The sequence below is a fragment of the Nostoc mirabile CHAB5784 genome, assembly GCF_020829645.1.
Lineage (GTDB): Bacteria > Cyanobacteriota > Cyanobacteriia > Cyanobacteriales > Nostocaceae > Nostoc > Nostoc mirabile.
Genome location: NZ_JAIVFS010000006.1, coordinates 39669 through 55963 on the forward strand (window position 1 = coordinate 39669; position 16295 = coordinate 55963).

Annotated in this window: 13 protein-coding genes and 1 other RNA gene; 4 read left to right on the forward strand and 10 right to left on the reverse strand. The window is 40.8% G+C overall.

The genetic code is table 11. The features are described 5' to 3' along the window. Window positions 1–70 precede the first annotated feature (70 nt). From LC653_RS06490 to pstS, 3 genes are all read left to right on the forward strand, one after another. The gene (locus tag LC653_RS06490; protein ID WP_229493472.1) at window positions 71–811 is read left to right on the forward strand and encodes a cytochrome c biogenesis protein CcdA; all 741 of its coding nucleotides are present in this window, start codon (window positions 71–73) and stop codon (window positions 809–811) included. 30 nt (window positions 812–841) lie between these two features. Continuing rightward, window positions 842–2239 carry a cytochrome c biogenesis protein gene (locus LC653_RS06495; protein WP_229493474.1) on the forward strand — a complete coding sequence of 466 codons (1398 nt, stop codon included), beginning with the start codon at window positions 842–844 and terminating at the stop codon, window positions 2237–2239. Window positions 2240–2432: 193 nt separating this feature from the next. Next, window positions 2433–3530, forward strand: a complete 1098-nt coding sequence (pstS, locus tag LC653_RS06500) for a phosphate ABC transporter substrate-binding protein PstS (protein WP_229493476.1) — start codon at window positions 2433–2435, stop codon at window positions 3528–3530. Between the two features lie 420 nt (window positions 3531–3950). On the opposite strand, the gene queF is transcribed toward pstS, so the two are convergent. The 9 genes from queF to ccmP form a co-directional block, all read right to left on the reverse strand. Next, the gene (queF, locus tag LC653_RS06505; protein ID WP_229482613.1) at window positions 3951–4370 is read right to left on the reverse strand and encodes a preQ(1) synthase; all 420 of its coding nucleotides are present in this window, start codon (window positions 4368–4370) and stop codon (window positions 3951–3953) included. 170 nt (window positions 4371–4540) lie between these two features. After that, complete coding sequence (locus LC653_RS06510; RefSeq protein ID WP_100900881.1) at window positions 4541–4939, reverse strand: hypothetical protein; 399 nt, start codon at window positions 4937–4939, stop codon at window positions 4541–4543. 156 nt (window positions 4940–5095) lie between these two features. Then, window positions 5096–5482: a phasin family protein gene (locus tag LC653_RS06515; protein WP_229493478.1), complete on the reverse strand. Its 387-nt coding sequence runs from the start codon at window positions 5480–5482 to the stop codon at window positions 5096–5098. A 25-nt stretch (window positions 5483–5507) separates the two neighbouring features. After that, an RNA gene (ffs, locus tag LC653_RS06520) (signal recognition particle sRNA small type) lies at window positions 5508–5604 on the reverse strand. 38 nt (window positions 5605–5642) lie between these two features. After that, the gene (locus LC653_RS06525; protein WP_229493667.1) at window positions 5643–5909 is read right to left on the reverse strand and encodes a YciI family protein; all 267 of its coding nucleotides are present in this window, start codon (window positions 5907–5909) and stop codon (window positions 5643–5645) included. Between the two features lie 36 nt (window positions 5910–5945). Beyond that, window positions 5946–7394: a PQQ-dependent sugar dehydrogenase gene (locus tag LC653_RS06530; RefSeq protein WP_229493480.1), complete on the reverse strand. Its 1449-nt coding sequence runs from the start codon at window positions 7392–7394 to the stop codon at window positions 5946–5948. Between the two features lie 490 nt (window positions 7395–7884). Next, window positions 7885–9231 (reverse strand): calcium-binding protein, encoded by a 1347-nt coding sequence (locus tag LC653_RS46140; protein WP_267922972.1) that lies wholly within the window; start codon window positions 9229–9231, stop codon window positions 7885–7887. Window positions 9232–9980: 749 nt separating this feature from the next. After that, the gene (locus LC653_RS06545; protein ID WP_229493482.1) at window positions 9981–10787 is read right to left on the reverse strand and encodes a pentapeptide repeat-containing protein; all 807 of its coding nucleotides are present in this window, start codon (window positions 10785–10787) and stop codon (window positions 9981–9983) included. Between the two features lie 10 nt (window positions 10788–10797). Further along, the gene (gene ccmP, locus LC653_RS06550; protein ID WP_229493484.1) at window positions 10798–11439 is read right to left on the reverse strand and encodes a beta-carboxysome protein CcmP; all 642 of its coding nucleotides are present in this window, start codon (window positions 11437–11439) and stop codon (window positions 10798–10800) included. A 939-nt stretch (window positions 11440–12378) separates the two neighbouring features. Between ccmP and LC653_RS06555 the strand changes: the two genes are divergently transcribed. Further along, a complete protein-coding gene (locus LC653_RS06555; protein ID WP_229493485.1) occupies window positions 12379–13371 on the forward strand; it encodes a DUF1350 family protein in 993 nt (330 codons plus the stop codon). 293 nt (window positions 13372–13664) lie between these two features. Here LC653_RS06555 and LC653_RS06560 read toward each other — a convergent pair whose 3' ends face one another. Next, window positions 13665–14834, reverse strand: a complete 1170-nt coding sequence (locus LC653_RS06560) for a PAS domain S-box protein (protein ID WP_229493487.1) — start codon at window positions 14832–14834, stop codon at window positions 13665–13667. Window positions 14835–16295 lie beyond the last annotated feature (1461 nt).

Sequence of the window (16295 nt, forward strand, 5' to 3'; positions counted from 1 at the left end):
CTGCTAACTCCCAAACGAAAAATAAGCTAAAATTCAAGCAGAGTAAGCATTTCCCGCTCAGAAACTCCCCATGCTTGATAACCTGCAAACCCAAATTTACCAACTAGAACAATTTGCCAACAGCCTCGTTTCTAACCAATTGACACACCTTAGCGTGATGAGTGTTGGTATCATCTTTGCTGCTGGCTTGCTTACCAGTCTTACACCCTGTATGCTTTCTATGCTGCCAATTACCATTGGTTACATTGGCGGTTACGAAGCTAAAAGCCGCCTCCAAGCAGCTGCCCAATCAACTTGGTTTGCTTTAGGATTAGCAACTACATTAGCAGGGCTAGGTATTATAGCAGGTTTAGTAGGAAAAGTCTACGGTCAAGTGGGAATTGGTTTGCCGATTATCGTCAGCATTATCGCCATTCTCATGGGGCTGAACTTATTAGAAGCACTACCTCTGCAATTTCCATCCTTGGGCGAAACGAATTGGATTTCGCCAGATTTACCAGCAGGATTGCGTTCCTATTTGTTGGGGCTGACTTTCGGCTTAGTCGCATCCCCTTGTAGCACACCTGTTTTAGCTAGTTTGTTGGGTTGGATTGCCAATACACAAGACTTAATTTTAGGGGCTGTTTTGCTACTTTCTTACACAGCCGGTTATGTAGCACCATTGATTTTGGCGGGTACTTTTACAGCTTCAATTAAAAAGTTACTAGAATTGCGTCGCTGGTCTGGTTGGATTAACCCAGTTAGTGGGGCGCTGTTGGTAGGATTCGGTGTATTTTCCTTAATTTCTCGAATTCCCCTTGGCAGTTTTTAATATCAATACCTTTGTTATATTTTACACATAATGACTTTAGAAGATTCGGCGGACAAAGAATTAAAATGGTGGGCAGTACCTGGGCAGTTCTTACGGCAAGAGCTTTTGCCAGTACTGACTAATTTACGATTAGCGATCGCACTACTGCTATTGATTGCAATCTTTAGCTCAACCGGTACTATAATTGAGCAAGGTCAATCACCCGCATTTTACCAAGCCAACTATCCAGAACATCCAGCTTTATTTGGTTTCTTAACTTGGAAGGTAATTCAGGTAGTTGGGTTAGACCATGTATATCGTACTTGGTGGTTTTTAGCATTACTCATTTTATTTGGCACTAGCTTAACTGCTTGTTCATTTACCCGACAGTTACCAGCCTTAAAAGCTGCCCAACGCTGGAAATATTACGACGAACCACGACAATTTCAAAAATTAGCTTTAAGTGCAGAACTAGATACTGGTTCCCTCGATTCTCTCAGCCAAATATTACAGAAACGCCGCTATAAAATTTATCAAGATCAAGAAAAAGAAAATCTCCTCTACGCCCGCAAAGGAATAGTCGGACGCATCGGCCCAATTATCGTTCATATTGGCATCGTCGCTATTCTGATCGGGGGAATTTGGGGGGCGATGACTGGTTTTTTGGCTCAGGAAATGGTTGCTAGTGGCGATACATTTCAAGTGACAAATATTGTCGATGCTGGGCCTTTAGCCGCCCAAATCCCGAAAGATTGGTCTGTGCGCGTTAATCGTTTTTGGATTGACTACACACCATCTGGCGGCATTGATCAATTTTATTCGGATATGTCTGTCTTGAATAATCAGGGAGAGGAAGTTGACCACAAGAAGATTTTTGTCAACGAGCCTCTGCGCTATCATGGCATAACTTTCTATCAAACTGATTGGGGAATTGCGGGTGTTCGCGTCCAATTTAACAACAGTCCGATTTTTCAGCTACCAATGGCGCAATTGAACACCAATGGACAAGGGCGCATTTGGGGAACATGGGTTCCTACAAAGCCGGATTTGAGTGAGGGTGTCTCTTTGCTAGCCAAAGACTTGCAAGGGATGGTATTAATTTATGATGCCACTGGCAAACTCGTTGATACTGTCCGCGCTGGGATGTTCACCGAAATTAATGGCGTGAAGCTGAAAATTCTGGATGTCATTGGTAGCACTGGCTTACAAATTAAAGCCGATCCAGGTATACCAATTGTTTATTCAGGGTTTGGCTTGCTAATGCTGGGTGTGGTGATGAGTTACTTTTCTCATTCACAAATATGGGCATTACAAAAAGGCGATCGCTTGTACGTTGGTGGCAAAACTAATCGCGCCCAAGTTGCTTTTGAACAAGAGGTTTTAGAGATTTTAGATTGGCTGAGTTCACACCCAAAAGGTGAGGAGAAAGAGACGGCGATTGAAGTTTAAACGCAAAGGAAATCGCAGAAGAACGCAGAGAATTACTTTGCGTTACTTTGCGTTCACCTCTGCGCCCCTACCCTGCGGGAAGGCGTTCGCGTAGCGTCTCGTAGAGAAGCGCCTATGCATTTCAAACTTATTTAAAATTAATTACGCCTACACCACAACAGATTGGAAAATTATTAGAGGTATTTATTAAACATTGGAACAAAAGATTTCTATATCTGCTCAACTTCAATCCAAGGGACACGTTTACCTTCTACCGTTAATCGCTATCTTGTTGAATATTGCTTCTTGTACTGCCAATAATCGAAACATCAACCGTGTTTCCCTCGTTGGTGCTGGAGCAAGTTTTCCTGCACCTTTGTACGAACGCTGGCTTTCAGATTACAACCAGCAAAATCCCAATGTGGAAATTAACTATCAAGCTATAGGAAGCAGTGCTGGGGTGCAACAACTCATTGAAGGTACTGTGGACTTTGCAGCTAGTGATGTGGGAATTACAAATGAACAAGCAGCTAAGATAAAACGGGGAGCGATCGCTTTACCCATGACTGCTGGTTCTATTGTGCTGGCTTATAATATCACACCAGTTGCACACCAGTCGCCTCAAGTCAATCTGCCAACTGGTTTAAAGCTATCACGCCAAGTCTACGTAGATATCTTTCTCGGAAAAATTACGAATTGGAATCATCCGAGAATAGCTGTAGCTAATCCAGGGGTAGACTTGCCCAATCTACCGATTCAGGTTGTACACCGAACTGATGGTAGTGGGACTACAAGCGTATTGACGCAACATCTAAGTGCGATAAGTCCAGAATGGAAAAGCAAAGTTGCAGCCGGTAAATCTGTAGCATGGCCAGTAGGAATTGGTGGAAAGGGTAACGAAGGTGTTACCGCCTTAATTCAACAGATTCCAGGAGCTATTGGCTATGTAGAATACGTGTACGCCAAACAAAATAAACTCCCTGTGGCTGCTTTAGAAAATAAATCTGGTAATTATATTATACCAACACCAAAATCTGTAGCACAAACTTTAGAAGCAGTGAAATTACCAGATGATAACTTGATTGCTTTTATCACCGATCCTACAGGTGCCCAGTCTTATCCCATCGTCACTTACAGCTGGCTTTTAACTTATCACCAATATCCAAACCGAGCCAAAGCTCAAGCGCTGAAAAACTTTATTGATTGGGCTGTGATTGACGGGCAAAAATCCAGTTTGGAACTCGGATATATTCCTTTGTCTAAAAAAGTTGTGGTTCAAGTGCAATCTGCTGCAAAGAAAATTGGAGAATAACTAGTAGTCTGTCAAGTCAACAACGCTTAGTAAACCAAATTTTAGAATCTTTCTCTCTTTCTCTCTGCGTTCTCTGTGCCTCTGCGGTTCGTTCTCTTATCCCTCAAATTTAATGAGACAGACTACTACTTTTTAGTTTACAGTAGGCGATCGCGTTATTTGATCAACCTGAGTAAAAAGTCCTGATTTTATGAAAAAAGCTTCATGTTCAAAACCTCGTCCGCAAGTGGCGCGAAAAAGTCCTTATATCTCAAGGTAGCTAAAAATCCCAACCCGCAAGTGGCGTGGCTTAATTAAATTACAAATTACGTTAGCGTAGCGGTAGCGAGGAACGAGCGTCATTACGAATTACGAATTATTTTTATTCGCCTAGTGTCTCGTAGAGAGGACTAAAGTCCTCACTACAAGCCAAAATTTCCATTATGGGTGCTTATGATGACGCACTTCAACCACGGTATGTACATTACCGCGAGGCGTGAAATCTGCTTTTACAGTAGCTTCCAACGGATCGCAAGCAGCTACAAAATCATCCAAAATTTGATTGGCAGATTCTTCGTGGGAAATGTAGCGATCGCGGTAACTGTTAATGTAAAGCTTAAGCGCCTTCAATTCCACTACCCGTTCATCAGGTATATATGTAACGTAAATTGTCGCAAAGTCAGGATAACCGGAAAATGGACATTTACAAGTAAATTCCGGCAAAGTAATGTTAATGTCATATCGCCTTCCCACACGCGGATTCGGAAAGGTAATTAGTTTACCTTCCGCAATATCGCGTTCGCCATACTTCATTTCTTGGCTTGCCTGGGTTACACTTTCAGGTAATTTTTCAGTTGTCATTTGTCATTTGTCATTTGTCATTTGTCATTTGTCATTTGTCATTTGTCATTTGTTATTTTACTTATCTTTACGTCCTTTTAGTAATTTTATTCCTTACTCCTGTACAGACGCGATTAATCGCGTCTCCTGTACAGACGCGATTAATCGCGTCTGTACTCCCCACTCCTAATTCAATACTCTTCCTTTTCCCAGTCTGGACAATTCTCATCTTCACAACCGTGGGGATGCATGGCACAAACTAACAAATTACCACTATAAACTTGACCGTGGTAGTGAGTACAACCTATACAGGCAGGATTTTTTTCGGCTGTGGGTTCAACTGAATAAGGAAAACCTGGATCTATATCTGTTACAATGTCCTCCAGTTCCCAGTAAGCTTCAAACATTGGTTCAGTCAAATCCTGTAAATACTGATCGACTTCAATGGCAATGTTAGGGACTTGCTCGGTGATTTCTTCCGTTAGCTCAAAAAAAGCGTCTACCATTTCACTCATTCCCAGGAAGAAACGCTCTACTTCATCAGCCACTGTTTCGACGATCTCTACTAAATCTTTTTGCCACTGTTCCATAAACTTGACACCTTTGCAGGCTATAAACAGGACGCTTTGTGTTATCTGGCTTAAAGGACTAGAGTACACACTAAGCAATGTATCTTATCAAGTTTCTATCTGAAGTGCCATGTCAAACTGCCACTTCTTACTGATATTTCGATCAAATAATGCTTTTTATTGATCGCGTTGCAATCGTTTTAACTCGTTTTGCAGGTCTAGCACTTCTTGGCGTAATTTTTCCGTGTTCTCATCATTTGATCCCTCTTTTACCGTTACTTCTTCATCTTCCTCTAAAATTTCAATACGCCGAGGTTCAGAAGTAGGTGTTTTTTCAGAGGTTTCACCAGATGCTTGGGGCTGTTGGGCTTGCTTCATCATCTCTTCAACGAAGCGGCGGGCTTCTTCTGTGTTCATTTCGCCCTTTGCCACCATTTCATCTGCCAGTTTTTGGACTTGCGATCGCACTTCGGCTAATTTTCCCCCTGCTTTCTCACCCGCGTAAGAAGCTAATCCAACACCGAGGTAAAAAGCTTTTTGAACAATATCTCCAAAACCAGCCATTGTCCCTGATCGCTCCTACAAATAGGGCGACCCGGAGACTACGCCTACCACAAGCCTCCCGTGTTGCTGCTACCTTCCGGTTCTGACAAGATTTGGGTGTTGCGATCGCATAGATCCAGGTCTTCTAAAAGCATAACATTAAAAGTCAGTAATGTGTGTGTTATTCCATAACAATCCGCCATTCATAAAGCTGATAGTTGACGCAGCCGTGTTTCACCAATGGGTCATCAGCGACAATCGCTTCTGCTTCCTCCTTTGAGGCTGCCTCAAACAGCAACATCCCGCCTCTTTGCTCTGCCCAATAGCCTGTTCGCGCTTTATGTCCTTTAGCAATCAAGTCTTGAATGTAGGCTTTGTGGGCAGGTACATATTGGTCAAAGGTAGGTTTATCGACTTTGCCATCTTCAATCTTTACAAACCACGGCATTTGCTTCTTAACTCCAGTTGCAACAGACATCCTGATTTATCTAGTCGGCATAGTGATTTCCCAAATTCCTTGATTTCCACCATATTCCAGAACATAAATTTTATTGCCGATAATCGCAGCGTCAATGGGATTACTAAAACCTTCAACAATGCGGGTAGCGTTAAATTTATAGTTGGTATTTCCTTCTTTAGTTAAGTTTAAATGCAGTAGGTCTTGGCTGGAATCTTTAAAAGGGCCTGCTAGTGTTTCGCCAGTGGGGTCACCTGTTGTAAAACTCAGTATGAATCCATCTCTGTTGAATTCTGGACTCAGTACTCCTTGTGTATCAAAAACTAAGCCCAAAGGAGAACGGTGTGATGTAAAACTGCTAAAAGGTTGCCCAAGAACACTGGCGTCTTTAACTTTGCCATCTACAGGATCGCGGAAATTGTCTGCGTCCGGCCCCAAATTAGGAATTGGTTCAATCAAGTTTCCAGTAGGTCGAGCAGGAAAGGTTGGATCGTTACGAAAGTAGCCCCTTTGGACGGCGTTAAATTTGGGGTTTAACAAAAGGTCTTTGGCAGGATCGTAATTGGGAAATTGTTGTGGGTTGTCTGTCCCGCCAATCCGCCAGGGAAAGCCGTAATTACGACCTGGACGGAGCCAATTTAATTCTTCTGACATGTCGCGATCGGGGCCATTTTCTGTGCCAAATAAATCCCCATTGGGCGCAAAGGCCATATCGAAAGTATTACGTATTCCTTCTGCAAAAATATAGCCAGCTGCCTTTAAAGTTGCTCGATCGTTTGCAAGAAAAAGATTTTTGCCATTAGTAGGAAGACGGAGTATACAGGCGGTTAATCCTACTTCACGAGTATTAGGATATAACCCATTAACAGACTGAACCTCACCATGATCGGTACGAGAACCGCTATTCACATAGATAAAGTTACCATCCGGGCTAACAACCACGCCGTTGAAGCGATGGTCATAGGCTGTTCTGCTTTTGGGATAGCCTGCACTCTTAGCTAAGATAGACCAGACGCGCTCTTCTGTACCCGACTTAATTTCACCTTTAACAATAATTCCTTTGGTCTGGTTATTCACAAGGTCTGCATTGCCAACCAAATAAATTGTGCCGTTAGGGCCAATGGCCATACCTTGAGTTTCACCTAGATTATGATTACTAGAGCTGTACACAGGTCTACTATTAGACGAGCCTAAATTAACTTGATAAATATCACCATTTTGTTTGAGGTAATAGAGGGTATTGTTTCGTGGATCTTTTACAATCCGAACAGAAGGAGAGACCGATATGGTATTCGTAATATTACGAATCTGAATATCAGGACGCAGGGCTTTAGGTGCAGCATTTACTCCAGTAGTGCCATAATTTAATAGAACTATTGTAAATAACAGCGTTTTAGCGGCAACAAAGTAGCTTTTGAGAGCGAACTTATCGATAAATCTGCGTTGCTTTTGGTTGGATGATTTAATGCTATTCATTATTGTGTTCATAAAAGAGTCAGATGATTTTGTTGCTAAATCTTTTTGAGAAAGGAAACAATTTTAGAGATTCTGGGATGAAATGAGTAATGGGTACTAGTACCGCAAGGCGGAAGTCAAAAGTCATGCATTCACGCATAATTGTATTCCAAGCGCTTGCACCATTTTAAATGACATGTTTATTTCCGCGCCCGCTGTACTAGCTTATAAATCAATACAGTTCAGTTAAGCATTTTTTTCTTCTCTCTGTGTCGCGCCAGTTGCTTCAAGTCGGGAAACCGCAAGGGCGCACTGGCTTCTCTGCGCCTCTGTGGTTCGTCGTTAAAAAAAATGACTTTGATAAAGAGTTTTAGCCTTAACCCAAGCGTATTGGCTTATAAATAGTCTTTTGTTAGGGAAGGGGGACACATTACCGCGTCCCTTTAACTAACAGTAAAAGTATCCTTCAATCAGCCTTATAATGCAGTACTTCTTTAACTTGACAACGTTCTTATGCCAAACTAACTTCTAGCGTATAAGGAGCAGGGTTACTATCACTAGAGCCAGAGAAAGTTCCGCCATCTTGTGGGAAGAAAGCATATTTACTCACTGAAATTGAGTAGGTTCCAGCACCCAATGAAGCGGTAATTAATGACCCAAACTCAGGGCCACTATCGTCGTCACTTTGCAATAAAGTCCCAGCATTGTTAAACAGTCCGATAACTGTATCATCAGTTGTCACCGTATTGATAGTGACAGTGCCTGGATTTGCTAGAGAAAATCTAAAAAAGTCGAAATCGGGATTGTCCCCCGGTTGAACTGTTACTAACTCGCCTGAGTGATTAACGTCTGAGCCTGATGATAAAGAACCCAATACTTCAGCGCTGGCTAGTGTATTGTTTGTAGCTTGTCCAGCATTTTCCTGCTCAAAGAAAAGGAAATCGTCACTATCAAGTTTGAGGTTTACTACCCCCTGCACAATACCAATAATCTCATCTGGCTCTGCTCCAGGCTTGTCTAAAAATATTTGTGTATTTGCTCCAACAGATTGCAAGCGGTAGTTTAGTTGAGAGCCTTGGAGTTGTATTCGATCTTCACTAGGGTTGAAGTCAGTAATAGTAGCTAAGTCCCCAAAACCAGCATTCGTAGTGTTTTGATCGTCGTAGTAGACATTTATAGCGTCCCCAAGGACAAATCTATCTACCCCAACACCCCCAGTTAAGGTATCAGTCTCCCCTAATCCAGGTGTAAGGGGACTGCCAGGGAAAACACCGATGAGGATGTCGTTTCCAGACCCCCCATTGAGTACGTCATTGCCGGGCCCGCCCTGTAGACTATCATTGCCTTCGTCACCATTGAGGGTATCATTGCCCAAATTACCATCTAGCGTGTCATCGCCTGCTCTCCCATTCAGAGTGTTGTTAGCAGTATTACCAAATACTATGTTATTAAGACTGTTACCTGTCCCATTGATGGCGTTACCTTCTCTCAACCTTAGGTTCTCCAGATAGACACCCCCCAGGTTGTAGGGGACAGAAGACCGGACGGTATCTATGCCTGAATTTCTAGCCTCGGTAATTGTGTCGGTAGCGCTGTCAATGACGTAAGTATCGTCGCCCACTCCCCCATCTAAGGTGTCAGTACCCAAGCCACCATCAAGTGTGTCATTGCCAAGTCCACCGATTAAACTGTCGTTTCCCGTCCCGCCAAATACATTATCATTACCATCTACACCATTGAGGGTATCATTCCCAGACAAACTATTGGCATTACCACCATTAGCCCAACCATATATCGTATCATCTCCCAAAGTCCCATTTCTGGTGTCAGGATCTGTAGTGCCGAAAATAACTGCCATATTATTTTTCCTGAATTTCTAACTAATGCCTAACTTCGGCCTCAGTCACAGAACTTTTTATAAGCTCAATGTAGATTATTTAAAACTGTAAGCTTAAATACCGATGCTTTTTTAACCTAATTAATACAAATGTTACTTAGATAATATCAATTATTGATTTGGTTAGTTGATTACGCAAATGGTAAGTAATTGGGTCAAAATTTATTTATTTTGATTGATTATTTTTCCCATATTTTTTTAACTTCCCTGTAATTACTTAATTAACATGAAACAAAAGTTACGTCAACTTCTTTACCAAATCTTAAAAATGTAATCTTTTGGATTTCTAATACTGTTAAAAATGTTTATAAATTTTAATTAAGTCTTTTTTGAAACATACTGTTTCTTTGGAAAAAGTTGCGAGATTTTTCAGATAAATTCAATATTATTGTTAAGTTAGGTTTCAATATCGTTTTTATTTTGTAAAATCAATATTTTTCTATTAAAGAAAGACATTCTAAAATACATAAGTTAAATTGATATATTATCAAGAACGTTTTTGAGCTTAATAACACTTAAGCTTTACATAAATTTTATATGCTTCCTTTAACTATTAAAGCTTATTCTGACAAGGAATGCCCCAAAACCCATCGTGCTAAATTCAAGCTTAATGAACCTAATTAACTCAGCAGTGCCGGATGTACACCGCGAACTAGTTTAAGCTCCAAAAAATGAATCTAAACGTCAAAATTACTTTTTTTGTGAATTAATTAATGGTGTCTTGAAGCGTCAGGCATAATTGCCTCCTGAAGATTTACGCCGCTAAGGTTAGCTCCTCTAATGTCGGCTCCTCTAAGGTTAGCTTCTCTGAGATTTGCGCCTGCTAAATTCGCGCCTCTGAGGTTAGTCCAACTTAAGTCAGCTTGACTCAAATCAGCTTCACTTAAGTTAGCTTGCAATAGGTAAGCACCACTGAGGTGAGCCTTGTTTAGATTAGCTTTGTACAGCTCAGTTTTGTAAAGATAAGCCCCCAATACTTCTGCCTCGTACAAACTTGCCTCGCTGAGGTCAGCCGCAATCAAGTTAGCTTCAATTAGGTTGGCAAAAGAGAGATTAGTCCGCATTAGCTTCGTTGCACCTAAATCGGCATCTCTCAAGTTAGCACCTCTTAAGTCGGTTCCAATTAGATTAGCATGAGCGATCGCAGCGCCTCTAAGATTCGTCTCACTCAAGTCTGCTCCAATGAAATTAGCATGACTCAAATCTGCCTGCGTAAGTATAGCACCACTCAAGTTAGCAACACTGAAGTTAGCATCACTCAAGTTAGCCTCAATGAGGAAGGCTTTGTAGAGGTTGGCACTACTCAGGTCAGCACCACTGAGGTTTGCTCGCACAAGTAAAGCATTACCCAAATCCACTTTGCTCAAGTTTACCCCTTGGAGGTTTGCGCCTCTGAGATTATCCCCTTGCAGGTTTGCGGCGCTGAGGTCTGGTTCAATCTGAGGATTTTTCTTTCTCCACTCAATCCATGTAACTGCACCTGCTTTGAGTAAAGCTAGATGCTCTCGATTTGCCATTTTCTCTCCTTTACTCCTGACGCATACCCAGAGGATTTGCCCGACCTGCTACACTTTCAATTGCCGTTAATGCTCCTGCTGCACCTGCTAGAATATCTCTTTCATGTCCACCTAAGTACAGCCGTCCAAAACTACCAACAGCTTGAACCTCAAGGATGTTAATCGATGCCGCTTTCTCAGCTTCATTCGCAGCTAGTGCAGCGTAAGCAGCAGGTTCCACTTCTAATACATACAGCGTTTGCCCTGCTAGTAATAGCTGTCCCCGTCGCGTGCGATTAATAAGTTGTGTTTGGTAAGCATCGATATTGCGAATAATTTGGCTAGAAACAACACGCGGTTTGAGACATTCATCTCTTCGGACTCCCAATGCAGCCAAAATTGCTTGCCCAGCAGCTCGCGTTTCACCTTGGGAGCTAGAATGAACTTCTAATAGTCCGTACAGTCGTTCAACTACCTGTACTCCCGGACGGACAGAGGCAGCTTTGAGGGCTACATCCGTAATTTTATTAATTTCGATACCAGGAGAGATTTCAATCCACAGTGATGTATCCCCTGGTAATGGTAAGAAGCCTTGAGCTACTGTTCCCATATATGCTGCATGTTGAGGTTGCAGGCTGTCGAGAAATACGAAACTGCGTAGTTCTATTCCCAAGATTTTGCTCTCCAGTCGTAAGGGTAAAAGTTATCTATTGCAAGATATGAACGCCTAAGTTGGGGCATTTTTGCCACAAGTGAAGCATGGAAAAACACAAAGTAGAAAAATTTTGCTGTCGATAAATCTTACGTCTCAGAAGTATTCTGGCAGTTAAAACCGCCTTGATAATTGTACAAGCTTTACTACACTCCCTCTCCTTAGTAAGGAGAGGGACAGGTTTTACGTAGTAAAACCAGGGTGAGCTATCTCAAAAGCTGCGCGATAAATCTTAAATGGCCTCACTAAAGACTTGTATGGACACCGTAGTCTTTTAAGAGAGAGGCTTTGAGGCTTACTCCCCAACGCTACAAGGCTTGGGGCTGTTCTTGTTAGGTCTGTATTCGATGCAATTGAGAACGGCTATATGTTATACCAATTTGAAAAAAGAATGCGACAGATGGATAGGGGCACAACAATGTTGTGCCCTTACAAATAATTGATGTGTCGCAAACATTATTTGAATTGGTATTATACCAATTCACAAAAATCCTGATACATATAGATTTCTCGTAGGGGCAAGGCGCAATGCCCATAGGTGTCAACTATAACGTGAAATCCTTGTCAAGAGGTGATATTGAGTTCATTCACTTACCATTACTCACCGCATCACCCCACCCCGGTTTTGTCTAAAGCCAAAACCGCCCCTCCCCGATGCTTTGGGGAGGGGGTGGGGTAAAACGTTTGTGGGACAAGCATTTGAGCTTAAGTTGACACCAATGGGCATTGCGCTTTGCCCCAAAAGAGCGTATTTGTATCATTATTAAAGTGAAATGGTATTACTAAGGCAAGCATTTCTGTTTTGCAAAAAAATCTTTTAAAGAATCCGAAAAGCAGCAACTTCGGTTTGGAGATGTCTAGTATACACCTACCACAATGAGATGCACTCATTGCTAAGTCATGGTAAATACAAATTTAAAACTGAGATTTAAACCCGTTTCTCACAGTTGGGTTGCTCTGCATCCACAGCCTAAAGGAGTAATTCAATTTATTGCAGGGGCTTTCTTTGGTACATTTGGCCCCATGATTTTTTATCGCTATCTGCTTCAATGCCTATATGAGCAGGGATATACGATTATTCTTATGCCCTTTAATTTCACTTTTAATCATTATGTAGAAGCTGGTTTTCTGATGAGAGAGCAGTATGAAATTCTGCCAGAACTTGTGAGGATGGCAAGTGTTGCAGGATATGATTATGAAGCCTATCTAGATGATAAAAACTTTTCTTGGATTGGACATAGCCTTGGCTGTAAATATATCTCCTTGTTAGAAGGATTTACTGCTTTGCCTCCAGAGCCTCAAGATAGGGAAAAGTTTATTCGTAATCTGCTATCTTATACTTCGGATGAGTCACAGATAAAAAGTGTTATTGCAGACATTAATATTCTTTTTGAGGAACTTAAACGAAAAATTGTAGAAGATCGAAAACTAATTTACAGTTACGTCGGTCGGGAAATCAAAATTAACAGTCTTTTCATTAAAGGGCAGGTTTCTGTGCTATTAGCACCTGCTATTGCTGATACAGGGAGCGCAATTCGTCCTCAATTTTTAGCAGATATCATTGATAATCTTGGTTGGGGTGTGAAACCAACCGTTGAAGAAACCCGTAACTTAATTAAGGATAGTGGGCTATTTAATATCATGGGTTTAGTTTGTTTTCAGTCTGATAATATTGCTAAATTAACCTGTGAGTGGTTTACTAATGTTCTGAAAAAACCACCTCATGTATTTATAAAATATTTTGAAGGCGGACATTTAAAACCTTTAGGTATTCAAGTAGGTAAATATGTGATTAATCTTTTTGATCAACCTTTTATTGAATCAGTTCAAGAGCGAAATAGAGGTTTTGAACATCATGTAATTCAATTACTTGAGGAACTGAAAGAGGATTAACAATTCAAAATTCAAAATGACGCTCTCTACGAGACGCTGCGCGAACGCGGACTCGCTCATAGCGTTGCCATGCCGTTGGCGCAGCCTAAGAAGAGAAGGCTTTACACTGCGCTAACAAAATTCAAACATTTTAGACATTTTCAGACGAAGAGAAGTGCCAAGCGATAGGTTAAGAGCGTTGTGGCAACTACGTTCGATTTAAACCCCGACTGAAAATGATATTACGTGTAATGGTTGGGGTCTTAAACCCTTTGATTTCCGATAAATATAAAAGTTACTGAAAGTTTCAAAAATTAATCAAAATGTTTCAAAATCATGTGTTTTTTTAAGTCAAAACTGATTATACCTTCTTCTTGTAATTTGCCGATCAATCGTGTAATTGTTACCCTGGTAGTACAGCAGGCGCTAGCAATATCTTCGTGAGTAAAGCGAACACTTAGGCGAGTTCCCTCCGGCACAGTTTCACCAACTTCTTGTTTCAAAAGTTGTAATAGATGGTGCAAGCGCTCTTGTACCCGTCGTCTTCCACAAATGACTAAAAAAGATTCTGTTTGCCGTAAGCGCTGATTAATTTTTGGTAAAAGGATATGGCTCAGGTTGGGGGAAGCTGCTATCTCTGCTGCGTAAATTGACACCAACTCAACATCAGAGAGGGCTGTTGCTTGGTAAATATTTAGAGATGTCAAACTAGAGCCAAAAACCATTTCTGCTGTTGCCAATCCTATTAAAACTTCTTCACCAGTTTCACAGTAGGTACTAAGTTTGACCAAACCTTGACAAACATACAAAATTACTAATGGGTTAAGGGGAATAGTTTCTCCTTTAGAATATTTTTGCACGGGACGATCATAGAAGAGATCGCTATCATTTTTGACTATCGCTAATTCTACTTGTTTCCGTTCAGAAATATTACGTAACGCCCAGTGTAGAGAGGTTGCCTTACCCTGCGGATTCCGGGCAACTGCCACTGTCAAAGCTGCATCAAAGAACTTGCCATGATGTTGTTGCAAGGGTATCAATAGCTCTTTAACTCTGTCTGATTGAGATAGTTCGATAAGTTCGTTACGAAGGTGCTGACGTTCTTCTAGAGGGACGAAGTTAATCATTGGTTTGCCCACCAAAAATTGCTTTGAAACATTGAGCAATTTAGCTGCGGTGAAGTTAGCTTCTTGAATGATTCCTTCTGTATTAGTCACTAAATAGGCATCAGGCGCAAACTCGAATAATTGTTGATAGTGTTGGCGTTCTGTTTCTAAGCAATTCCGTGTTTGTATTAGTTCCTCATTTTGCTGATGGAGTTCCTCTGCTGCTAACTGCACTACCTTTGAGGTGTTATAGAGTTCCTTAAAAGCTTGCGGCAGGAGATCCGGTGAAATCCAAGGTAATACACTAGCAGTTTGGTATAAATCTGCTAAACGATTGTGCAATGTTTCTGAGCGTTGGATAAATTTTTCTATATTCACCTTTAGAAAACCCTGGATCTCAACTTGAAGTTCCTATTCTTGTTTAACCCACTTTTTCATTCTCCCAATGAATGATTTAGTGCTAATAATAATTGTTTCCATGATTACTTAGAATAACTGATAATCTTTTCCCCAACGTCCATCACAAGCATCAAGCTTCTACTACCAAAGATATATAGTCTTAGTTAAGTTTTATTGTGCTTAGGAATACATTTTTTGAACAAAAAGATTCCCGACTTCTTAGAAAAGTCCGAAATCTGAGCTTTTCGATTTTCACAAATCTATTAAGGAAGTATCTGGCATAAGGAAGAGTAAGACTAATGGATATTAATAATTTAAAAATATTTGTATAGTACATAACATAACAACTTAACAATTATCCGTCTCTTTAGTTAGAGGATAAATCAACCAGTAAGCTGGTGTAATTTAAAAATGCGTAACAGCTTATCAACGCGCAAGTTATAAGGAGTGATGGGTGAGGTGTAAATACTATAAAATCTCATTTGTCACTCTTTTTTACTTACTTCAGTTTACAGTGCTATCAAGTAATTAAACTACACGACTCCCAACTCACTACTTACTCCCTGTCTGAGTCGTGGTTTAAATAACTGAAAATTGCTGTATTAACTTAACAAATGCCATCATTATCAATCAATAGGCTTGGCTTTGTGAAAAATTACTTTGCTTAACCCAACAAAGCCCCGCAAATGTTGGGTTACGTTCCTCAACCCAACTTACACAGATTAGTATCCATCCCGGAACGCATACAGGTACTTTTATAAAAGTCACTTCATAAAAGTCAGCTTTTATTAAAACTTTATATATTGTAGGTTGTGGTTCATTAAATATGCGAGCTAATAACTGATTTACTGACAATAGGGTTTTTTAAAAAATTCAGTAAAATTTCTATTTTAAGAATAATAAAATGCAACTAAATTATTAATAGATGTGCTGGCTTAATTGATGAATAAACGTCAATTATTCCAGGTGTATCTATTTGCAGGCTCTCTATAATATCAATTCCGTAATTCTAGAATAACTCCTCTCTTAAAAGGAGAGCAGAGTTTAGCTTTCCCTTACCTTGTAAGAAAGGTAACTGAAGGGGTTAAGTTTTTGTGAGTGAATCGATGTACTAAGCTGCGCTCAAATCTGAAGCATAAACTACGGGAGCATCCCAATGCAAGCAAATTTACCAAGTTAGCGGGTAGTCATTGCGAATGGAGCGAACGCGAGTGCGTCTCTAAGAGTTGCGGAATGTTCGCCCAAGGCGTTCCCGAAGGGTAGCAATCGCAAAGTCTAGATGCTGCGATTGCTTTGCTTCATTTCATTACGCTCGCAATGACAAAATATGTTTTTACACATTTGGGATGCTCCCTAAACTACTAGTACAGGTCGGAAATAAACCTACCATTTCATTACAGCCAGAAAGCCCAAAATTAAAACATGCGTGACTTTTGACTT